This window comes from Limnohabitans sp. 103DPR2 (assembly GCF_001412575.1).
In the GTDB taxonomy this organism is placed as follows: domain Bacteria; phylum Pseudomonadota; class Gammaproteobacteria; order Burkholderiales; family Burkholderiaceae_C; genus Limnohabitans_A.
This window is the reverse complement of record NZ_CP011834.1, coordinates 2,837,700-2,858,496: the sequence shown is the minus strand read 5'-3', so window position 1 is coordinate 2,858,496 and position 20,797 is coordinate 2,837,700. Positions and strand designations below refer to the sequence as shown.

Annotated in this window: 18 protein-coding genes and 1 other RNA gene; 15 read left to right on the top strand and 4 right to left on the bottom strand. The window is 54.6% G+C overall.

Going from position 1 to position 20,797, the window contains the following annotated elements:
- Positions 1 to 78: 78 nt before the first annotated feature.
- Positions 79 to 996, bottom strand: coding sequence for a cysteine synthase A (cysK, locus tag L103DPR2_RS13780; protein ID WP_055361663.1), 918 nt, complete (start codon positions 994 to 996; stop codon positions 79 to 81).
- Positions 997 to 1,111: 115 nt separating this feature from the next.
- Between cysK and rnpB the strand changes: the two genes are divergently transcribed.
- Positions 1,112 to 1,483: RNase P RNA component class A (rnpB, locus tag L103DPR2_RS14185), an RNA gene on the top strand.
- Between the two features lie 81 nt (positions 1,484 to 1,564).
- Here the strand turns inward: rnpB and L103DPR2_RS13775 are convergent.
- The 3 genes from L103DPR2_RS13775 to L103DPR2_RS13765 all read right to left on the bottom strand — a co-directional run bounded on the left by L103DPR2_RS13775 (position 1,565) and on the right by L103DPR2_RS13765 (position 4,606).
- The gene (locus tag L103DPR2_RS13775; protein WP_055361662.1) at positions 1,565 to 2,092 is read right to left on the bottom strand and encodes an Rrf2 family transcriptional regulator; all 528 of its coding nucleotides are present in this window, start codon (positions 2,090 to 2,092) and stop codon (positions 1,565 to 1,567) included.
- A gap of 142 nt (positions 2,093 to 2,234) precedes the next feature.
- Positions 2,235 to 2,969, bottom strand: coding sequence for an RNA pseudouridine synthase (locus tag L103DPR2_RS13770; RefSeq protein WP_055361661.1), 735 nt, complete (start codon positions 2,967 to 2,969; stop codon positions 2,235 to 2,237).
- On the bottom strand, positions 2,966 to 4,606 hold the full coding sequence (locus tag L103DPR2_RS13765; RefSeq protein ID WP_055361660.1) for an MBL fold metallo-hydrolase: 1,641 nt from the start codon (positions 4,604 to 4,606) through the stop codon (positions 2,966 to 2,968). The genes L103DPR2_RS13770 and L103DPR2_RS13765 overlap by 4 nt, the downstream gene beginning before the upstream one ends.
- An 88-nt stretch (positions 4,607 to 4,694) precedes the next feature.
- On the opposite strand from L103DPR2_RS13765, the gene dapF reads away from it, so the two are divergent.
- The 14 genes from dapF to murD all read left to right on the top strand — a co-directional run bounded on the left by dapF (position 4,695) and on the right by murD (position 20,794).
- The gene (gene dapF / locus L103DPR2_RS13760; RefSeq protein WP_055362074.1) at positions 4,695 to 5,585 is read left to right on the top strand and encodes a diaminopimelate epimerase; all 891 of its coding nucleotides are present in this window, start codon (positions 4,695 to 4,697) and stop codon (positions 5,583 to 5,585) included.
- A 14-nt stretch (positions 5,586 to 5,599) separates the two neighbouring features.
- The gene (locus L103DPR2_RS13755) at positions 5,600 to 6,295 is read left to right on the top strand and encodes a DUF484 family protein (protein WP_055361659.1); all 696 of its coding nucleotides are present in this window, start codon (positions 5,600 to 5,602) and stop codon (positions 6,293 to 6,295) included.
- 10 nt (positions 6,296 to 6,305) lie between these two features.
- Complete coding sequence (locus tag L103DPR2_RS13750; RefSeq protein ID WP_055361658.1) at positions 6,306 to 7,283, top strand: tyrosine recombinase XerC; 978 nt, start codon at positions 6,306 to 6,308, stop codon at positions 7,281 to 7,283.
- A 51-nt stretch (positions 7,284 to 7,334) separates the two neighbouring features.
- Positions 7,335 to 8,519: a class I SAM-dependent rRNA methyltransferase gene (locus L103DPR2_RS13745; RefSeq protein ID WP_055361657.1), complete on the top strand. Its 1,185-nt coding sequence runs from the start codon at positions 7,335 to 7,337 to the stop codon at positions 8,517 to 8,519.
- A 198-nt stretch (positions 8,520 to 8,717) separates the two neighbouring features.
- Complete coding sequence (locus L103DPR2_RS13740) at positions 8,718 to 9,812, top strand: CobW family GTP-binding protein (RefSeq protein ID WP_055361656.1); 1,095 nt, start codon at positions 8,718 to 8,720, stop codon at positions 9,810 to 9,812.
- Between the two features lie 662 nt (positions 9,813 to 10,474).
- Positions 10,475 to 11,359 (top strand): RNA polymerase-binding protein DksA, encoded by an 885-nt coding sequence (dksA, locus tag L103DPR2_RS14435; RefSeq protein WP_442915088.1) that lies wholly within the window; start codon positions 10,475 to 10,477, stop codon positions 11,357 to 11,359.
- Positions 11,360 to 11,701: 342 nt separating this feature from the next.
- Positions 11,702 to 12,130, top strand: a complete 429-nt coding sequence (mraZ, locus tag L103DPR2_RS13725; protein WP_055361654.1) for a division/cell wall cluster transcriptional repressor MraZ — start codon at positions 11,702 to 11,704, stop codon at positions 12,128 to 12,130.
- Positions 12,131 to 12,137: 7 nt separating this feature from the next.
- The gene (gene rsmH, locus L103DPR2_RS13720) at positions 12,138 to 13,070 is read left to right on the top strand and encodes a 16S rRNA (cytosine(1402)-N(4))-methyltransferase RsmH (RefSeq protein WP_055361653.1); all 933 of its coding nucleotides are present in this window, start codon (positions 12,138 to 12,140) and stop codon (positions 13,068 to 13,070) included.
- A complete protein-coding gene (ftsL, locus tag L103DPR2_RS13715) occupies positions 13,067 to 13,387 on the top strand; it encodes a cell division protein FtsL (protein ID WP_055361652.1) in 321 nt (106 codons plus the stop codon). Before rsmH ends, ftsL begins: the two co-directional genes overlap by 4 nt.
- A complete protein-coding gene (locus L103DPR2_RS13710; RefSeq protein ID WP_055361651.1) occupies positions 13,384 to 15,117 on the top strand; it encodes a peptidoglycan D,D-transpeptidase FtsI family protein in 1,734 nt (577 codons plus the stop codon). Before ftsL ends, L103DPR2_RS13710 begins: the two co-directional genes overlap by 4 nt.
- Positions 15,117 to 16,658: a UDP-N-acetylmuramoyl-L-alanyl-D-glutamate--2,6-diaminopimelate ligase gene (locus tag L103DPR2_RS13705; protein WP_055361650.1), complete on the top strand. Its 1,542-nt coding sequence runs from the start codon at positions 15,117 to 15,119 to the stop codon at positions 16,656 to 16,658. Before L103DPR2_RS13710 ends, L103DPR2_RS13705 begins: the two co-directional genes overlap by 1 nt.
- Positions 16,655 to 18,109, top strand: coding sequence for a UDP-N-acetylmuramoyl-tripeptide--D-alanyl-D-alanine ligase (locus tag L103DPR2_RS13700; RefSeq protein ID WP_055361649.1), 1,455 nt, complete (start codon positions 16,655 to 16,657; stop codon positions 18,107 to 18,109). Before L103DPR2_RS13705 ends, L103DPR2_RS13700 begins: the two co-directional genes overlap by 4 nt.
- Positions 18,099 to 19,277, top strand: coding sequence for a phospho-N-acetylmuramoyl-pentapeptide-transferase (gene mraY / locus L103DPR2_RS13695; protein WP_055361648.1), 1,179 nt, complete (start codon positions 18,099 to 18,101; stop codon positions 19,275 to 19,277). The genes L103DPR2_RS13700 and mraY overlap by 11 nt, the downstream gene beginning before the upstream one ends.
- 2 nt (positions 19,278 to 19,279) lie before the next feature.
- Positions 19,280 to 20,794, top strand: coding sequence for a UDP-N-acetylmuramoyl-L-alanine--D-glutamate ligase (gene murD, locus L103DPR2_RS13690; protein ID WP_055361647.1), 1,515 nt, complete (start codon positions 19,280 to 19,282; stop codon positions 20,792 to 20,794).
- Positions 20,795 to 20,797 lie beyond the last annotated feature (3 nt).

Genomic DNA, 20,797 nt, shown 5'->3' with positions numbered 1-20,797 from the left:
GTTATCAAGCAGACCCGCCAATTATCGCGCGAGATGCAAAGCCAGGAAACCCTGCTTGGCATCCGCAGGCGCTGATATTCAGTTTGGCAAGAAGCCTTCAATCGACAAGTAACGCTCGCCAGTGTCGTAATTGAAGCCCAGCACGGTGGCGCCGGCGGGCAGTTCTTTCAATTTTTGGGCAATGGCGGCCAAGGTGGCGCCTGAAGAAATGCCAACCAACAAACCTTCTTCGCGTGCAGAGCGGCGTGCGTATTCGCGTGCGTCTTCGGCCTCCACTTGAATCACGCCGTCTAGCAAGCTGGTGTCCAGGTTTTTAGGAATGAAGCCAGCGCCAATGCCTTGAATGGGGTGGGGTGCAGGCGCACCGCCAGAGATGACAGGCGATGCGGTGGGTTCGACGGCATACACTTTGAGATTGGGGAATTTGGCCTTCAAGACTTTGGCAGTGCCCGTCAAGTGGCCACCAGTGCCCACACCTGTGATGATGGCGTCGATGCCTTCGGGAAAGTCCGCCAAGATTTCTTGCGCCGTGGTGCGCACGTGGACATCGATGTTGGCGGGATTGTTGAATTGTTGCGGCATCCAAGCGCCGGGGGTGCTGGCCACCAATTCTTCGGCGCGGGCAATGGCGCCTTTCATGCCTTTTTCGCGGGGTGTCAGATCAAAGGTGGCGCCATAGGCCAACATCAAACGGCGGCGCTCAATGGACATGCTGTCTGGCATCACCAAGATCAATTTGTAGCCCTTGACGGCCGCTACCATGGCCAAACCAATGCCTGTGTTGCCCGAGGTGGGTTCAATGATGGTGCCGCCCGCTTTGAGAGCCCCCGTTTTCTCGGCATCTTCCACCATGGCCAAGGCAATGCGATCTTTCACGGAACCACCGGGGTTGCTGCGCTCGGATTTGATCCACACATTGGCATTGGCGCCAAACAGTTTGTTGATGCGAATGTGGGGCGTGTTACCGATGGTCTGTAAGACGTTTTGAGCTTTCATGATCGCGGTCCTTGGGGTGTAAAGGGGAATGATTCGAATGACTGAGACGGATTTTGACCTACTTGTTCTGCCAATTCCTGCATATGGTTATGCCGCGAGGCGATAATGCATGTGTGAAGCCTGCCAGACCGTCGCTGGTGCAAGCTGCAAAGCCATGGCGAAAGATTTTCTTTGGCCATGGGCCGAAAGGCCGCACTGGAGGAACGTCCGGACTGCACAGGACAGCGTAGGAGGTAACACCTCTCCACCGAAAGGCCGCAAGGCAACAAGGTGAGGATTAGAGCAACAGAGACGAGCCGATTCAGTTCGGGTGAAACGGGCAATCTCTACGCGCAGCAATACCAAATAGGCACACGTTGATCTGGTTCCGGAGAGTGTGCGGGTAGGTAGCACCGAGCCGAGTGGGCAACCCTCGGCCCAGAGTAATGGCGGTCACATTGAGGGCAACTTCAATGCACAGAATCCGGCTTATCGGTAGGCTTCACACTTTATTCAAGGCTGTTTCAAAGCCAAAAAAAAAGCGCCCCTGGTCACCCAGGGCGCGTTTTTTGCATCGAATTTGATTCGATTAGCGAGTCGGCACCAAGCTGGCCGCCAATGCAAACACCGAGTTGGGCACGTTCATCTTGACGGGCTGGCTCTTGGGCTTGGCAAACACGCCACGCTTGACCACGGAGGGAGCTGGCTCAACCGTCACGCCTTTGGCGCGCTGCTCAGAGACCAGTTGACGCAAGCTGATGGACTGCAAGTGCGCCAACATTTTCTCGTTCAGGCTGGCCCACAATTCGCTGCTCATCCATGTGCTGCCTTCAGAGTTGCTGGCCTCTTCAGCTTCAACAGAGAAATCGACAGCGCTCACGATGTCGGCCATGGTGATTTTTTCGGCGCTGCGGGCCAATGAATAACCACCGCCAGGACCGCGCGTGCTTTCAACCAATTGGTGCTGACGCAGTTTGCTGAACAGCTGCTCCAAATAGGAGAGTGAAATTTGGTGACGCTCGCTAATGGCCGAGAGCGAGACGGGACCGCGATCTTCGCGCAAAGCGACATCGATCATGGCCGTGACGGCAAAACGACTTTTGGTGCTCAAACGCATATAGTTTTTCCTTTCAGCTCAAGCTACGAACATTCGTGTGAATATTCTCTCAAACTTACAAGTTAAATGAGGATGCCCTGATGAATTTCAAGGGTTTGCAAGGCCCGGATGTGGCAAATATGCGCAAAAACAGGGTTTTTTCTCAAAATCTTTCGTAGGGCATCAAGGCCCGCCACTCACCGGGGGCAAGGGGGGCCATCACAACACGGCCCATTCGGACGCGTTTGAGACCTGTCAGCCGCAACCCTGTATTTTCAATGACACCTGCAGCATACCCCGGTTGGTAACCTTTGAAAGCCATGCGCAAACCCGTTTTTTCGGGGGCGGCACTGCTGATGCTGGTTTTGAGCCCTGTGGGGCACATGTCGTGCAACTGATCAGGGCTCACGGGCCCTTGCACTTCGGCCAGCATTTCATGTTCTAAAGGCGTGCGTTCATCCAGCAATTTGCGCAACATGGCAGGGTCTTCGGTGAGCACAACCAAGCCCGTGGCAGCATCTTCTAAAGCGGCCGCACATTGCAATGATTTTTGCAATCGCGGTGTCAGTGTGATGCCAGAGCGATCTTGGTGAGAACGAGTTTTGGGTGTGAGGGATTTCCAGATGTTGTTGTGACTTTGCGACAAGCAACTTTGCCCTGGGGTTTTGTGCAAGATGACTGTGAGCAAGGGCACTTTGCCGCGTTGCGCAGTGCTGTGAATGTCGATTTGCTCGTCTTTGACGCGGTGCGCGGGTTCGTCCACCACCAAGTTGTTGACCTTGACCCAGCCGCCCACAATCACTTGCTCCGCCTCTGCGCGCGAGCATTTCAAAATATCGGCCACACGTTTGGACAGGCGAATGCCTTCGGTGCTAGCCGTTGCGTGAGGGTCTGTCATGGATTGCCTGGTGGCATGGACTGAATGCGGTCCACATGCGCTTGCAAAGATCGTGCAGCCACAGGCCACAGACGTTCGTGGACGTCGTCGTAAGCGTGTGCCACCCAGTCTTCTAGGGTGCCATGTGGCAAGGCGCGCATGGCGGCGATCACTTTGGCTTCACGCTTTAAGCGATGTGCTTTGAGTTGGGCAATGGCTTGTTCGGCAAAGCCCAGCACATAGCCGTGTGCTGGCAAGATGAACTCGAGTTGATGGGTGCGGCATTCGGCGGCCAACAAATCAAGCGAATCGAGGTAATCGGTCATGCCGCCATCGGGCGGATTGACCACCGTGGTGCTGCCATTGAGCACGTGATCGCCAGAAAACAAGAGGCCATCTTCGAGCAAGGCCAAACAAAGGTGGTTGGCCGCATGGCCGGGGGTGTGCAGCACCTTGAGGCTGTGCACGCCCACTTTCAAAATTTCACCGTGGGCCAATGAACGATCGGGCGTGAATTGGCTTTGTGCATTGGCCGTGCTGGCAGAAGGCAAGCCCAGCACGGGTGGCAAGCCATGCGAGGCCCCTTGGCAAAGCGCCTGCAGAGGCTTGGCGCCGGGTGAATGATCGGGGTGCGAATGCGTGCACACAATCATGCGAATTTGGCCGCTGGTGGCACGCCAAATTTTGTCCAAGTGATCGGGGTCGGCTGGGCCTGGATCGATCACGATGTAGCCGCTGTGGGGATCGCCCACCCAATACGTGTTGGTGCCGGGGCCAGTCATCACGCCAGGGTTGGGCGCAGTCAGGCGTTGCACATTTTTGAGCAAAGCCACGGGGTGATCGGACTGCCAATCGAGGTGGTGCACGATTTGGCCATCGGGGCTGGTGAGGGCCAATTCGCCATAGGGCGATTCGTGTTCCATGTAGCGCTCTTCTTTGCCTGCCAACCAGCCTGCGCGCGGGCAGCTGGTCCACAAGGGTTCGTCATTGACGGCACAGGCGTCTAATACGGCTTGCACATTGGCAAAAGGCGTCAGGCGCTGCAAGGTGCGAATGGTTGGGAAGATGATGAAAAAGTCGCCAGCTTCGTGGCGTTTGAGGGCGTCAGAGGGCCTCACCCACACAGGCTCAAATTGTTCCGATTCGTCGGCCACGGGCGTTTGATCTTCTGGCATGCGTGCCACCAAAAAGGGCACATCAAAGCGTTTGGGCAAATCGCGGTCGGTGATCCAATGGGCCAACACATAAACCTGATCGGCGGCCAACTTCAAGCCCAGCGCGGTGCATTGGGCGGCAAAGGGCTTGCTGCGATCGAGCAAGGCAATGTCTTGCGCGGTGGCCATGCTGTGGTCGGCGCGGTAAGCCAGCAAAATGCCCAGTTCCTCAAAGCTTTCCCGAATGGCGGCAATGGCTTGAGTGAGGTGCAGGTCACTTTGGGTGGGTCGTCGCAGGGCCTGCGCATGAGAAGCTGCGTCCAGTGCGTCAATGCCGCCACCTGGAAAGACATAAGCGCCAGGTGCAAAGCTGGCTGTCAACGAGCGCCGCGTCATGAGCACTTCGATGCCTTGCGCACTGTCGCGCAGCAACAGCACCGTGGCAGCCGGCCTTGTGGCGGCGGGTTCTCGCTGGGGATGCAATAGTTGTTGAGGTCTCACCATGGATGGATTATCGGTCCTAGTGCGAGGCTTGTCGCATTGGCGTGCTGGCATTGTTCAAACAATGCGCCGAACAGACGATAATTCGGCCATGCGAATTCGCTTTACAAAAATGCAGGGTGCGGGCAACGATTTTGTGGTGCTCGATGAAACCCGTGCGCGCTTCAATCTCAGCACGGCCCAATACCGTTTCTTGGCCGACCGTCATTTTGGGGTGGGCGCCGATCAAATTCTGACGGTGCGCCCCGCACCCAACGACACCCTGGATTTTGAATATGTGATTCACAACGCCGATGGCGGCGAGGTGGAGCACTGCGGCAATGGCGCGCGTTGTTTCGTGCGTTATGTGCGCGACAAAGGCCTGACCTCCAAAGACCGCGTTCGTGTGAAAGTTCAGCAAGGCGAAATTGAATTGCAAATGAACGCCGATGGCCGCGTCACCGTCAACATGGGTGCGCCCATACTGGATTTGCTCAAAGTGCCGTTCAAAGCAGATGGTTTGAAGCACGCGCTGGTCAATGGCTGCGAAGTTTGGCAATTGCCGTTGAAAGCTGCGAAGACAGACGCTGAAGCGCATGTGGCCGTGGTCTCGATGGGCAATCCACATGCCGTTCAGGTGGTCGACAACGTGGACACCGCGCCCGTTCTCACCCATGGCCCCTTGATTGAACACCACCCTTCCTTTCCCAATCGCGTCAATGCAGGCTTCATGCAAATTGTGAGCCGCGATGCCGTGCGCTTGCGCGTATTTGAACGCGGCGCCGGCGAAACTTTGGCCTGCGGCACAGGCGCTTGCGCCGCCGTGGTGGCCGGTATTCGCATGGGCCTGCTCAACCCCAAAGTGGACGTGCAAACCCATGGCGGTACCCTCACCATTGAATGGCAGGGCCTTGCCAAAAACGATCTGTCGCAAGCCGTCTTCATGACAGGCCCTGCCACATCGGTGTTTGAAGGCGAGATTGACGTTCCCAACTTACCTTGATTTGAAAGACAGGCATGACCCCCACCTCTATCAATCCGATGAACCCCATCACCGAAGATGACATCGCTGATTTTTTGGCCAACACGCCTGATTTTTTTGAGCGTCATGCGCAGTTGCTCGCCTCTGTGCAATTGCTCAGCCCCGACAACCACCGTTCGGTGAGCTTGCAAGAGCGACAAGCGCAAATGCTGCGAGACAAAATTCGTGCACTGGAAATGCGCATCATGGAGATGATTCGCCATGGCAACGAAAACATGATCATCACCGAGAAACTGCAAAAGTGGGCTTGTGAGTTGTTGCAGACGCCTGCGGCTGAGCGTGTGCCCTCTGCTTTGAAAAACATTGAAGCGCGATTTCAAGTGCCGCAAGTCGGCGTGCGTTTGTGGGGGGTGTCAGAAGCCTTTGCGAATGCAGCGTACAGCCAAAGTGTGAGCGATGAAGTTAAGCAAGCTGCCGCCAGTTTTACAGCGCCATTTGTCGGTGCAAGCTCGGGTGTGGAAGCTGTGCAGTGGTTACAAGAGCCCGCACAAGCGGCATCGGTGGCTTTGTTGCCCTTGCGTTTGAGCAAAGACCAAGCGCCGTTTGGTTTGTTGGTGTTGGCTTCGCCCGATGCACAACGCTTTCACAGTGGCATGGGCACAGACTTCCTGGAGCACTTGGGAGAGTTGTGCAGTGCGGCACTGTCGGCTTTGTTGCCCACGAAAGACTGAGGTTTAAAGCATGGACGAGCGCGTTGCTCGTTACCTCGACCATGTGCGTTTTGAAAAACGCCTGGCCGAGCGAACCACGACGCTGTATGCCTTAGACCTGCAAAAACTGACTGAGTTGGCGCAGGCCGCCAACGTCGATTTGGCACAAGTTCAAACCCTGCATGTGCGCCGGTGGGTGGCGCAAATGCACAGCGGCGGCCGCACGGGCCGCGGCATTGCCCTCATCTTGTCAGGCTGGCGCGGCTTCTACCATTGGCTGGCGCGCGAAAGCCTTATTTCGCACAACCCCGTAGAAGGCGTGCGCGCGCCCAAAGTGGCCAAGCCATTGCCCAAAGCCTTGGGGGTGGACGAAGCCGTGCAGTTGGCCGAGCACACCGAAGAAGCAGACGATCCTTGGTTAGAAGCGCGGGATGCCGCCATGGTGGAGCTGTTGTACGGCTGTGGCTTGCGTGTGGCTGAGCTCACGGGTTTGGATGTGGTGGCCAGTACGGAAGCTTCCAACAAGGGCCGCGGCTGGATTGACTTGCAAGGTGCCGAAGTGATGGTGCAGGGCAAGGGCGGCAAGCGCAGAACGGTGCCTTTGGGGCAAGCGGCCATCAAGGCGCTAGAAAACTGGTTGCCCTTGCGCAGCCAAGCCATGGGCATGATGACGCAATCGGTGCCCGGTTTGTCGGACGCAGCGCTGGCGCTGTTTCCGGGCAAGCATGGCACGCGACTCACAGCGCAGTCGGTTTGGCAGCGCCTTAAGCGCCGCAGTTTGTTGGCGGGCTTGGCCACCCCCGTGCACCCCCACATGTTGCGGCATTCGTTTGCCAGCCATGTGCTGCAGTCGAGCAGCGATTTGCGCGCGGTGCAAGAGCTGCTGGGCCATGCCAACATCAGCACCACGCAGGTCTACACACGTTTGGACTTTCAGCATTTGGCCAAGGCTTATGACGCGGCGCACCCACGCGCTAAGCGCGGTGCTGGCAACAAAGAGAAAAAATAATCGGCGGCACCAGCATCTGTTTTGAACCACCGAGAGTGGGACAATGGCAGTATGAAAACGATTCGACTCAAAGCTGGCAAAGAGCGCTCTTTGCAACGCCAACACCCCTGGATTTTTGAATCGGCCATTGCCAAGGGCAGCGCCGATGCCGGTGAAACCGTGCGCGTGGAGTCACATGAAGGTGTGTTTTTGGCGTGGGCGGCTTTCAGCCCCACCTCGCGCATTCGCGCAAGGGTTTGGAGTTTTGATGAAGCGCAGCGCATTAATGCAGCCTTCATCGAAGGGCTGATTCACAAATCGGTGCAAGCGCGCAGTTTGTTTGACATTCAAAGCAATGGGATGCGATTGGTGCATGGTGAGTCTGATGGACTGCCTGGTTTGGTGGTTGACCGCTATGACGACACTTTGGTGGCGCAATTTACCTCTTGCGGCACGGAGCGTTTCAAGGATGTGATGGCCGATGCGCTGCTCAAAGCCACAGGCTTGACCAAGCTTTACGAACGCTCAGACGCCAATGTGCGTTCACTCGAAGGTTTGCCTGAGGTGACGGGTTGGCTGCGCGGGGAGGGGCCCACAGAGATCACGCTGCAAGAGCATCAGTGGCAGCTGTTGCTGAACATTGCCGAAGGCCACAAGACGGGTTTTTATTTGGACCAACGCGACAGTCGTTATCGCTTTTACCAACACACGCTGTTTCGCAAGTTTCAAAGTGTGCTCAACTGCTATTGCTACACGGGTGGGTTCAGTGTGGCGGCTTTGGCGGGTGGCGCAGTCCATGTAACGTCGATTGATTCGTCGGGGCCTGCTTTGGAAAAGGCCAAGGCAAATGTGTTGCTGAATGGTTTTGAGTTGTCGCGCACCACGTTCATGGATGCGGATGTCAATGCGTCGCTGCGGTCTTTCATTGAACAAGGTGTGCAGTTTGATGCCATCGTGCTGGATCCGCCTAAGTTTGCGCCGACTGCAGCGCATGCCGATCGGGCTGCGCGGGCGTACAAAGACATCAATCGCTTGGCGTTTAAGTTGTTGGCACCGGGGGGGGAGTTGTTCACTTACTCTTGCTCGGGTGGGATCAGCGCCGATTTGTTTCACAAGATTGTGGCGTCTGCGGGGACGGATGCAGGGGTGGATGGGTACATCAGTGAGCGGCTGCAAGGGGCGCCGGACCATCCTATGACTGTTTATTTTCCTGAGGGGGAGTACCTTAAGGGCTTAGTGGTGGTTAAGAAGATTTGAACTTCACTTCACACGCTTCCTGGACAATGACGCCTTGTGCGGGTGCCTCATACTGGGGTACCAGAAATCGTTACCCGCACAAGTCATCCTTGCCCAGGAATGACCATTGGTAGCCGATTCCAACCTCTTTCTGCTGAGTTTTTTCTGGGGTGGGTACACTTCAGTCCTCTTTTGTTTTCTGTCTCTCGGAGTATTTCCATGGCTTTGATTCCTGCAACCATCCTGACGGGCTTTTTGGGTTCGGGTAAGACGACGCTGCTCAAGCGGGTGTTGACGGAGGCGCATGGCCAGAAGATTGCCATCATTGAGAATGAGTTTGGCGAAGAGAACATTGACAACGACATTCTGGTGTCGGACACGAATGAGCAAATCATTCAAATGAGCAATGGGTGCATTTGCTGCACGATTCGGGAAGATTTGCGGACGACGTTGCAGACATTGGCGGCTCAAAAGCGCAAGGGTGAGCTCGACTTTGAGCGCGTGGTGATTGAGACCACGGGGCTGGCTGATCCTGGACCTGTGGCGCAAACGTTTTTCATGGACGATGAGATTGCGGAAAGCTTTTTGTTGGACTCGATCCTGACCTTGGTGGATGCCAAGCATGCGGCGCAGCAATTGAACGATCGCCAGGAAGCGCGCCGGCAAGTGGGTTTTGCCGATCAAATTTTCATCAGCAAGGCTGATTTGGTTTCAAAGTCTGAACTCGAGGCTTTGCAACACCGTTTGGCCCACATGAATCCGCGTGCGCCTCAGAAGGTGGTGCATTTTGGTGAGGTGTCATTGGCAGAAGTGTTTGATTTGCGTGGTTTCAACTTGAATGCCAAATTGGACATTGATCCTGACTTTTTGAAAGAAGAAGCGCCGCATGTGCACGATGAGCATTGCGGGCACGATCATGGCCATGAGCACCATGATCATCATGACCACGAACATGGCGAGCACTGCAATCACCCCTCGCATCAAGGGGAGGGGCATGGCCACCACCATCACTTTGACGATGATGTGAAGAGCTTTGTCTTCAAATCAGACAAAGCTTTTGAGCCCGCCAAGTTGGAAGACTTTTTGGGCGCCATCGTGAATGTTTACGGTCCCCGCATGCTGCGTTACAAGGGTGTTTTGAACATGAAGGGCACCGAGCGGAAAGTTATTTTCCAAGGCGTTCACCAGCTGATGGGCAGCGATTTGGGACCACTTTGGGCTGAAAACGAGCCCAAAGTCAGCAAAATGGTGTTCATTGGCATTGACCTGCCCAAAGACATTTTGTTGCAAGGTTTGGAGCAATGCTTGGTTTAGTTTTCCAGAAAGCGTTTTGAGGGCTTTCAGTCGCTACAATCTGCGCCCTGACGGGGTCCCTTAATTGGGGTTCCGATGCGCCCAGAAGGTCGAAAAATATGGGTTTTGACGCAAATGAGCCGATGACCACAATTCATTTGCAAATGGCTGGTGCCTTGAGGGGCACGTAAGCCGCCACGGCTAGGAGACAGGACGTGAAAAAGCCCCTTAAAACGAGCTCAAAAACCGCAGTGAAAAAAACCAGTACAGCAGCGAGTGCCAAAGCCAAATCGGCTGCACCGGCCAATAAACTGAGCAAACCCGCGCCTGCGAAAGCAGTCAAGACTGCTGTCACCAAAGCCGTGGCCAAGGGCAAACCTGTTGTGAAGAAGGCTGCGCCTAAAGCGTCGGCCAAGCCTGCAGCCAAACCTGCAACCAAACCCGTGACCAAAACCAACAAAGCTTCTGCCAAGCCTGTGGTTCAAACCAAGGCCAAAACAGCGTCTAAGACGCCTGTCAAAGTCCCTGTTAAAGCCAATGTCAAAGCCAGCGCTAAAGTGGTTGCCAAGCCCGCTGCCAAGCCTGTTGTAAAGGCCAAACCTGCTGCAAAACCCGTGGTGAAAAGTGCGGCCAAAACAGTTGCCAAGCCCACACCGAAAGTTGCGCCAAAAGCAGCCGCCAAAGTGGCTGCCAAGCCAACGGCCAAGCCATCTGCAGCCGCCAAAGCGCCAGTCAAAGCACCGGCCAAAGTCGCACCCAAAGGTGCAAGCAAAGCGCCTGAAAAAGCCTCAGCCAAACCGGTCGCCAAGACAGAAACCAAACCCGTCACTAAACCTGTCACGAAACCCGTCGCCAAGCCTGTTGCCCCTGCCAAAGCAGAAAAGCCAGCCAAGCCTGCAAAAGCTGAAAAAGTTGTCACTCCGCCTGCAGCACCCGTTGCTGCACCTGTGGCAACGGGTGATGTACCCGCACGTGCGGTTCGTCCTTCAGCGCGACTTGCCCAAATTACAGTGCCATCGATGGCCCAATCGGTGGCTTCTACGGCTGCAAAAGCCAGTTATCTCCAAAACATGCCTTCACAAGTTCTCACACCTCCCCCCTTTGTTGCCGTTAAAAAAGACCCTAAGTTGGCCAATAACTGGAAAAAGAAGACGCCTGATCAACTCACCGACGCAGAGGTCATGGCCATGTCCGACAACGACTACATGAACGATGCGCAAATGGCATTTTTCCGCCTCAAATTGGTGGCTTTAAAGCAAGGCATCTTGGCGAACGCTGGCGAAACCACTGAGCATTTGCGTGAAGACACCGTGGTGGTGCCCGATCCCGCTGACCGCGCCACCATTGAAGAAGAACATGCGCTGGAGTTGCGTACGCGCGATCGTGAACGCAAGCTTTTGAAGAAAATCGAGCAATCCATTCAACGCATTGATGCGGGCGATTACGGTTATTGCGATGAAACAGGCGAACCCATTGGTGTGGGCCGTTTGTTGGCGCGCCCCACAGCCAATTTGTCCTTGGAAGCTCAGCAACGCCGCGAACTCAAACAGAAAATGTTTGGCGATTGATAAGGCATTTTCTTTTCATTTCAAAAAGGCTCCATCAGGAGCCTTTTTTCTTGAATTGAAAGAAAACAAAGTGGACAGAAAAAAAAGTGAAAAAAATGTCAATTTTTTTTGACGCATGAAAAGTCTCAGAAGTTACTTGCAGACAAACTTCTAAGTGCCTAATTTTCAACAGTTTTTTCTGCTAAATTCTGATGCAAAGAGCGTTCTAAGCCCTTGATTTCATTGAAAAAAACTCGAAAACCCCCTTGCGAGGTGATGAATTCCTGATACAGTGCAAAAAAGTGCAATTAAGTGGGAGAAATACCCAAATTGCGTGTGTATTGACCAGGAATTGAGAATCAAGTGTTTCAAGGTGCATCTTCGTTGAGTTTGGACGCCAAAGGCCGCCTGTCGGTGCCTACGCGTCACCGCGAGGTTTTGAGCGCCACAGCGGGTGGTCAATTGACCATCACGAAACACCCTCATGGCTGTTTGATGGTCTTCCCCAGAACGGAGTGGGAGCGATTCCGTGAGCGCATTGCCCAACTGCCCATGGAAGCGCAGTGGTGGAAACGTATTTTCTTGGGCAACGCCATGGATGTGGAGATGGATGGCACTGGTCGCGTATTGATCTCCCCTGAGTTGCGAGCTGCCGCGGGCATTGCCAAAGACACCATCTTGCTCGGTATGGGCAATCACTTTGAGTTGTGGGACAAAACAGCCTACGACTCCCAAGAGGCGAAAGCCATGCAGGGCGACATGCCCGATGTCTTTAAGGACTTTTCGTTCTGAGGCCTGCGTGACAACTACTTGGCAACACACCACCGTCTTGCTCACTGAAGCGGTTGATGCATTGTTAGGCAATGCAGGCGAAACCGCCGAAAAAAATGTTTATGTGGATGCAACCTTTGGTCGTGGTGGTCATTCACGTTTGATATTGTCGCGTCTGCCAGTAGGTGCGGCCTTGATTGCTTTTGACAAAGATGTCGAAGCCATTGCTGAAGCTGCCAGCATCAAGGATGCACGTTTCTCCATTCGACATGAAGGTTTTCGCAACCTCGGCGAATTGCCCGCAGGCAGCATTGCCGGTGTGTTGATGGACCTGGGGATCAGCTCCCCCCAAATTGACAACCCCGACAGGGGTTTTTCTTTTCGTTTCGATGGTCCCTTAGACATGCGCATGGACACCACGCGCGGTCATAGTGTGGCCGAGTGGCTGGCCACTGCCAGTGTGGATCAGATCACGGAGGTTGTGCGTGACTATGGCGAAGAACGGTTTGCTTTTCCGATTGCAAAGGCGATTGTGGCTCGCAGACAAGAGCGGGGCCCAATTTCATCCACCGCCGATTTGGCCGGGATCGTGGCTAACACGGTCAAAACCCGCGAGCCGGGCAAGGACCCTGCAACGCGGACATTTCAGGCTCTTCGGATTTTCATCAACGCCGAGCTTGAGGAGCTTGAACAAGCGCTAGAAGCCAGCCTGGATGTTCTCAAGCCAGGTGGCCGTTTGGTGGTGATCAGTTTTCATTCTTTGGAAGATCGGATCGTGAAGCAATTCATTGCGAAGCACTCCAAAGAAGTCTATGACCGCCGCGCACCTTTTGCAGTGCCTCAGGCTATGAAGTTGAAATCCTTGGAACGCATTCGCCCAAGTGAAGCGGAGGTGTCAGCCAATCCGCGTGCACGCAGCGCCATCATGCGCGTTGCTGAAAGAACCGAGGTGGCTGCATGACACGCCTCAATGTGTTCTTGGTCATTGCCATTATTTTCTCGGCCATGTTTTTGGTGCACAGTCATTACGAAGCGCGCCGCTCATTCATGGCCTTGGAAGCTGCGACCAAAGAAGCAACACGCCTTGAGTTAGAGCATGAGCGTTTGCAAGTTGAGCGACGTGCGCAAGCTTCGCCTTTGCGCATTGAGCAAATTGCCAAACAGCAATTGCAGATGCGTTTGGTCACGCCTGGCATCACGCAATACGTGAAGCAACCTGCAGATGTGCAAGTGCCTGCGGCCACGGCAGAAGAGAAGACATCGGGGGCAAAGCCATGAGCCGAAGTGTTCAGCTTTCATCCAGCCCTTTGCTTGCAAGCAAGACGCCTGTATGGCGCAGTAAATTGATTGTGGCCGCTATGGCCTTGGCCTTTGTAGGCTTGGCAGTGCGTGCATCGTATGTACAAGTTTTTGACAATGCATTTTTCAAGCGCCAGGGTGAAGTTCGCTTTGCACGCACACTGACATTGCCCGCCAATCGCGGCCGTATTTTGGATCGCAACGGATTGATTTTGGCATCCAGCGTGCCAGCGCCCAGTGTATGGGCCAATCCGGAAGAGATTGACCGCTCGCCAGAAGGTTTGCGTCAGTTGGGCAAGTTGCTGGAAATGTCGCCTGTCGAGTTGGCCAAAAAATTAGAAAACGAAGACAAGACCTTTGTGTGGCTACGTCGCCAAATGGACGAGTCGGTGGTGAAGGAAATTTTGGCCTTGAACATCAAAGGCATCTACACCATCAAAGAATACAAGCGCTTGTACCCCGAAGGTGAAGCGGCAGCCCACATTGTGGGCTTTACCAATGTTGAGGACAAAGGCCAAGAGGGCATAGAGTTGATTTTCCAAAATCAACTGTCAGGTAAACCGGGCGCACGTCGTGTCATCAAAGATCGCTTGGGTCGTGTGGTGGAAGATGTGGGCCAGATGACCTTGCCCGTTGATGGCGAGGATTTGCAGTTGAGCATCGACAGCAAAGTTCAGTTTTTTGCGTATCAAAAGTTACGCGAAGCGGTCCTAGACAACAAAGCCAAAGCGGGCAGTGTGGTGGTCCTGGATGCACAGTCGGGTGAAATTTTGGCTTTGGCCAATTACCCCAGCTATTCGCCCGATAAGCGTGTCAATTTGAGTGGTGAACAGCTGCGCAATCGCGCGTTGACTGACAGTTTTGAGCCTGGCTCCACCATGAAGCCTTTCACCATTGCGTTGGCGTTGGAGAAGGGTTTGGTTAAACCTGAAACCATCATTCAAACAGCCCCAGGCCGGATCAACATCACGGGCTCCACGATCACCGATGCGCATCCTCACGGTGCCTTGTCTGTGAATGAAGTGATTCAAAAGTCCAGCAACGTGGGCACGGTCAAAATTGCCATGCAAACACAGCCACGTGAAATGTGGGAAATGTTCACTGCAGTCGGCTTGGGACAAAAACCGCAATTGCCTTTCCCTGGTGTGGTCAGTGGTCGCCTACGCGCCGCCAAAACATGGCGACCTGTTGAGCAAGCCACCATGAGCTATGGCTATGGTGTGTCGGTCAGTTTGTTCCAAATGGCGCGCGCGTACACCATCTTCGCAAGTGATGGCAAATCACTGCCTGCCACTCTGATTAAAAATGGCCAAGTCCCGGTGGGCGTTCCCGTGATCAGTCCAGAACATGCAGCGGCCATGCGCCACATGCTGAACATGGCTGCTGGCCCTGGTGGTACAGCGCAAAAAGCTCAAACAGTGGGTTACTCTGTTGGTGGCAAAACAGGTACGGCGCACAAGCAAGAAGGCAAGGGCTACGCCACTAAAAAATACCGTGGTTTGTTTGTTGGCATTGCGCCGATCGACAAGCCCCGTATCGTGGTGGCAGTGATGATTGATGAGCCTACCAATGGCCGCTATTACGGCGGTGACGTGGCTGCACCCGTTTTCAGTCAAACCGTGCAACAAAGTTTGCGCTTGTTGGGTGTGCAACCGGACATGAGCGTGAAGCCGCAAATTGTGGCCAATGGTGTGGAGGAGACGTTCTGATGCAAACCTTGCACAGTCCCTCTCAAGCCGCACAGTGGTTGCGTCAAAACGTGTCAGGTGTTTTGTGCACCGACAGTCGTGTCGTCAAAGCGGGTGATGCTTTCATTGCATGGCCCGGTGCTGCCACCGATGGTCGTGCTTATGTGGTGTCAGCTTTGGCCCAAGGTGCTGCGGCTTGTTTGGTGGAAGCTCAAGGCAGTGAACAATGGACTGCAGAGTGGCTGAAAGCAGATGCTGATACGCAGACAAAAATGGCCGCCTACCCAGGTCTGAAAGCAGACACCGGTTGGATTGCCGACGCCTATTACGAACAACCCAGCCAAGACTTGAAAGTCATGGCGGTGACCGGCACCAATGGTAAAACCTCCACCACCTGGTGGTTGGCACAAGCTTTGAATGCCCTCAACAACACAGCACGTTGCGCGGTGGTCGGAACTTTGGGTGTTGGCGAGCCACCTGCGTTGATGTCGACGGGCATGACCACCCCCGATCCGGTCTTGTTGCAAGCGCAATTGAGGAATTTTGTGGCAGCAGGTGTGACCCATTGCGCCATAGAAGCCAGCTCCATTGGCATTGCAGAACAGCGCTTGGCAGGCACACGCATTCAAGTGGCCATTTTTACCAATTTCACGCAAGACCATTTGGACTATCACGGCACCATGGCTGCTTATTGGCAAGCCAAACAAGCCTTGTTTGCTTGGCCTGATTTGCAAGTGGCCGTTGTCAATGTGGACGATGTGCAAGGCGCTGAGTTGGCCGTGCAACTGCAATCGCAAAAAAACCTCGACCTTTGGACCTGCTCAAGCCAAGGTAAACCAGCGCGTTTACAAGCTTTGAACTTAGAGCGCACAGCCCATGGCATGGCCTTTGATGTGCAAGAAGATCAGCAGCGTGTGCATTTGCAAACCCATTTGATGGGTGACTACAACGTCGACAATGTGTTGGGTGTGATGGCTGCGTTGCGTGCATTGCAATTGCCCTTGAACCAGGTGATCGAGGTCTGTGCACGTTTGCAAGCTGTGCCTGGTCGCATGGAAAAGGTGGTCGGTGTTGAAGGCATTGAACTGCCCTTGACCGTGGTGGACTACGCACACACGCCCGATGCAGTGATGCAAACCTTGTCCAATTTGAAGCGCGTTACGCAAAGCTTGAACACCAAACTGTGGTGTGTCTTGGGTTGTGGCGGAGATCGCGATGTCAGCAAGCGTCCCTTGATGGCGGCTGCCGCAGAAGCTGCGGCCGATCATGTGGTGCTCACCAGCGACAACCCACGCACAGAGTCACCTGCCGCCATTGTGCAAGACATGCTTCAAGGCATGAAGATGCCGCAGGCAGCCTACCAAGAACTTGATCGCGCCAAAGCCATTGCCTACGCAGTGATGCATGCGGACAAGCGTGATGTCATTTTGATTGCTGGCAAAGGCCACGAAGACACGCAAGAGATTGCGGGTGTGAAACACCCCTTCGACGACCGACTGCATGCGCACGAAGCCTTGGTCAGCCGTGCCAACACCATGGCTTCTATGGAGGTTCGCTCATGAACTTCACATTGGCCCAATTGCAAACTTGGCTGCCCATCGCTGTGCCAGTAGTAGGCACCTTGAAGGCTGATCAATTGAAATCCGTCTGCATTCAAGCAGTTCGCACGGACAGCCGCAGTGTGGTGGCTGGCGATTTGTTTGTAGCATTGAAGGGCGAGAACTTTGATGGCGCAGCTTTCTTGCTGCAAGCGCAAGCGCAGGGTGCTGTTGCCGTTTTGTTTGAAGCTGCCCAAGTCCAAAGCCCCGAGACCCAAAAGCATTTGGACGGTGTTCACATTCCTGCCTTCTGTGTGCCGGATGCTCGCGCAGCCTTGGGCGAGTTGTCTGCGCAGTGGCGTCGGCAGTTTGACGTGTCCCTCATTGGTGTGACTGGCAGCAATGGCAAAACCACAGTGACGCAAATGATTGCGGCTGTGTTGCGCGCCGATGCCGCACACCCTTCGATGTCGACACAAGGTAACTTGAACAATGAGATCGGCGTCCCATTGACCTTGTTTAACTTGCGTGCGTCACATCAGCGTGCCGTGATTGAACTGGGCATGAACCATCCTGGTGAAATTGAAGTGCTGGCGCGTTATGCCCAGCCAACTGTTGGCTTGGTCAACAATGCGCAGCGTGAACATCAAGAATTCATGGCCACCGTGGAGGCCGTTGCGCGTGAGAATGGCGAAGTGATTCGCGCCTTGCCAGCCCATGGCGTAGCCGTGTTTCCGGCTGTCGACGCCTACACACCCTTGTGGCGCGAGTTGGCTGGCAACCGTCAGACCCTCACATTTGGATTTGAAGCCGGTGATGTTCAAGCCCACAACATTGCCTGGACCCACGGCGCTTGGCAATTCACACTGGTTGCCAAGGCTCAGTCCTTGCCATGTCGTTTGAACATTGCAGGCCGCCACAACGTCCTCAACGCTTTGGCCGCTTCGGCATGCGCCTTGGCAGCTGGCATGAAGTTGGTCGACATTGTCAAAGGACTTGAGTCCTTTGAGCCTGTCAAAGGTCGCTCTAAATCATGCCAATGGCAAATTGCGGGGCACGCCTACACCTTGGTGGATGACACCTACAACGCCAACCCCGACTCTGTGCGTGCAGCCATTGATGTGCTCGCTGAATTGCCCGCGCCGCGCTTGCTGGTGTTGGGTGACATGGGTGAGGTGGGTCAGCAAGGACCTGAGTTCCATACCGAGGTGGGCGCTTATGCCCAATCGCGCGGCATTGATGCTTTGTTCACCTTGGGCAATTTGTGCGTGCACAGCAGCCGTGCCTTTGTGGGTGCGCGTCATTTTGAAACGATGGAAGCTTTGCAAGCGGCCGTTGTGTTGCACATGCCTGCGTGCAACAGCGTGGTGATCAAAGGATCCCGATTTATGAAAATGGAGCGCGTGGTGGAAAGCTTGCGCGTGCTGACCGAGTCAGCTCAAGCAACCGAAAGAGAGTCCTTACATGCTGCTTAATTTGGCGCAGTGGTTGCAAACCTTGTCCCCTGAGTGGGGCTTTTTGCGGGTGTTTCAGTACATCACGTTCAGGGCAGTGATGGCCGCTTTGACCTCGCTCTTGATTGGCTTGATTGCAGGCCCCGCAGTGATTCGCCATTTGACATCTTTGAAAATTGGTCAGCCTGTGCGCGGCTATGGCATGGAAAGTCACTTGGCCAAAAGTGGCACACCCACCATGGGCGGCGTATTGATTTTGTTGTCGATTGCCATCAGCACCTTGTTGTGGTTTGACTGGACCAATCGCTTTGTCTGGATTGTGCTCATCGTCACTTTGGGATTTGGTGCCATTGGTTGGGTTGACGATTGGCGCAAGGTGGTGAACAAAGATCCTGAAGGCATGCGTTCACGCGAAAAATATTTCTGGCAATCTGTGATTGGATTGCTGGCTGCGTTCTATTTGGTTTTCAGCATTTCTGAGAGCTCCAATTTGCGCGTGCTCGATTTGTTTGTGAAGTGGGTCATCTCCGGATTTGATGTGAACTTGCCCCCCAAGGCCGGCTTGCTGGTGCCTTTCTTCAAAGAGATCAGCTACCCCTTGGGTGTGTTTGGTTTCATGGTCATGACCTATTTGGTCATTGTGGGTTCAAGCAATGCGGTGAATTTGACCGATGGTTTGGATGGTTTGGCCATCATGCCTGTGGTGATGGTGGGCTCTGCCTTGGGCGTGTTTGCCTATGTGACCGGCAGCTCTGTGTATGCCAAGTACTTGTTCTTGCCTTACATCCCAGGCACTGGTGAGTTGATGATTTTTTGCGCTGCCATGGCTGGTGCAGGTTTGGCCTTCTTGTGGTTCAACACCCATCCTGCACAAGTCTTCATGGGTGATGTCGGTGCGTTGGCTTTGGGCGGTGCATTGGGCACCATTGCCGTCATCGTGCGTCAAGAAATTGTGTTGGCCATCATGGGCGGTATTTTTGTGGTGGAAGCTTTGTCGGTGATGCTGCAAGTGACTTACTTCAAGTACACCAAAAAGAAATATGGCGAGGGTCGTCGCATTTTGAAGATGGCGCCTTTGCACCATCACTTTGAAAAGAGTGGTTGGAAAGAAACCCAAGTGGTTGTGCGTTTTTGGATCATCACCATGCTGCTGTGCTTGGTGGGTCTGTCGACTTTGAAGCTGAGATAAGCATGAACTATCTTCAAGGCCAACACATTTTGATTTTGGGGCTAGGCGCTTCAGGCCTGGCCATGGCGCGCTGGTGCGCGTTCGCAGGTGCAGAAGTCACCGTTGCCGATACGCGTGAAGCACCGGCCAATTTGGCCATCTTGCAAAGCGAGTTGCCCCAAGTGCATTGGGTTTCGGGTCCTTTCAGCGCCAGTCTGGTTGAAGGCAGCGCCATTCGTGCTGTGTTTGCAAGCCCAGGTTTGGCACCTGCCGATACAGCCCCTGTGTTGGATGCTGCCAAGTCCATGGGGCTGTGGACGGGTGGCGAGCTGACTTTGTTTGTGCAAGCCCTCGAAAAACTCAAGGCCACACGCGACTACACCCCCAAAGTCTTGGCCATCACGGGCACCAACGGCAAAACCACGGTGACCGCATTGACCGGCCAATTGATTGAGCGCGCCGGTAAAACAGTCAAGGTGGCCGGCAACATTGGCCCCACCTTGTTGGACACCTTGCGCGAATGTGTAGACGACGCATTGCCTGAAGTGTGGGTGCTCGAGTTGTCGAGTTTCCAATTGGACAACGCAGGACCGTTTGAGCCAACTGCGGCCACCGTGCTGAACGTCACCCAAGACCATTTGGATTGGCACGGCAGCATGGACGCCTACGCTGCTGCCAAAGAAAAGATTTTTGGTGAACAGTCTTTGATGCTGTTGAACCGCGACGATGCGCGTGTCATGGCCATGCTGCCAGACCCCATCCGCGCCAAGCTGCAAAAACCCATTGTTCGAGAACACATCACCTACGGTGCTGGTATGCCCGAGCGGCCAGGTGACTTTGGTTTGGAAACCGTCAACGGCATGACCTGGTTGGTGCGGGCTTTGGAATCTGATGAAACACGTCGCCTGCGCAAAGGGGAAGTGGAAGAGATTCACATTCAACGCCTGATGCCAGCCGATGCATTGCGCATTCGCGGTCGTCACAATGCCGTGAATGCTTTGGCTGCTTTGGCTTTGGCCAGTAGCACGGGAAGCAGCTTGGCTTCGATGTTGTTTGGTTTGCGTGAATACAAGGGCGAGCCACACCGAGTGGAATCAGTCGCCATCGTCAATGACATCGAATATTTTGACGACAGCAAAGGCACCAATGTGGGCGCCACCGTGGCTGCGTTGGTGGGCTTGGGTTCTGAGCGCCGCGTGGTGGTGATTTTGGGTGGTGATGGCAAAGGTCAAGATTTCTCGCCGCTGGCCGAACCTGTCTCTCGTTACACGCGTGCCGTGATTTTGATCGGCCGCGATGCTCCCCTTATCCGTGACGCGTTGTCACTGTGTGGTGTGCCCTTGATCGATGCCGCCACATTGCCCGAGGCTGTCAACGCAGCCAAAGAGGTGGCCCAAGCAGGCGACGCTGTGTTGCTGTCGCCCGCTTGTGCAAGTTTTGACATGTTCCGTGACTACCCTCACCGCGCGCAAGTCTTCTGCCAAGCTGTGGCAGAGATTGCAGAGGCAACCGGCCAAATTGTGGAGACCTCTCAATGAGTG

Coding starts and splice junctions, on each gene's coding strand:
- cysK (WP_055361663.1), bottom strand. CDS start 996: ATGAAAGCTCAAAACGTCTTACAGACCATCGGTAACACGCCCCACATT.
- L103DPR2_RS13775 (WP_055361662.1), bottom strand. CDS start 2,092: ATGCGTTTGAGCACCAAAAGTCGTTTTGCCGTCACGGCCATGATCGAT.
- L103DPR2_RS13770 (WP_055361661.1), bottom strand. CDS start 2,969: ATGACAGACCCTCACGCAACGGCTAGCACCGAAGGCATTCGCCTGTCC.
- L103DPR2_RS13765 (WP_055361660.1), bottom strand. CDS start 4,606: ATGGTGAGACCTCAACAACTATTGCATCCCCAGCGAGAACCCGCCGCC.
- dapF (WP_055362074.1), top strand. CDS start 4,695: ATGCGAATTCGCTTTACAAAAATGCAGGGTGCGGGCAACGATTTTGTG.
- L103DPR2_RS13755 (WP_055361659.1), top strand. CDS start 5,600: ATGACCCCCACCTCTATCAATCCGATGAACCCCATCACCGAAGATGAC.
- L103DPR2_RS13750 (WP_055361658.1), top strand. CDS start 6,306: ATGGACGAGCGCGTTGCTCGTTACCTCGACCATGTGCGTTTTGAAAAA.
- L103DPR2_RS13745 (WP_055361657.1), top strand. CDS start 7,335: ATGAAAACGATTCGACTCAAAGCTGGCAAAGAGCGCTCTTTGCAACGC.
- L103DPR2_RS13740 (WP_055361656.1), top strand. CDS start 8,718: ATGGCTTTGATTCCTGCAACCATCCTGACGGGCTTTTTGGGTTCGGGT.
- ftsL (WP_055361652.1), top strand. CDS start 13,067: ATGACACGCCTCAATGTGTTCTTGGTCATTGCCATTATTTTCTCGGCC.
- L103DPR2_RS13710 (WP_055361651.1), top strand. CDS start 13,384: ATGAGCCGAAGTGTTCAGCTTTCATCCAGCCCTTTGCTTGCAAGCAAG.
- L103DPR2_RS13705 (WP_055361650.1), top strand. CDS start 15,117: ATGCAAACCTTGCACAGTCCCTCTCAAGCCGCACAGTGGTTGCGTCAA.
- L103DPR2_RS13700 (WP_055361649.1), top strand. CDS start 16,655: ATGAACTTCACATTGGCCCAATTGCAAACTTGGCTGCCCATCGCTGTG.
- mraY (WP_055361648.1), top strand. CDS start 18,099: ATGCTGCTTAATTTGGCGCAGTGGTTGCAAACCTTGTCCCCTGAGTGG.
- murD (WP_055361647.1), top strand. CDS start 19,280: ATGAACTATCTTCAAGGCCAACACATTTTGATTTTGGGGCTAGGCGCT.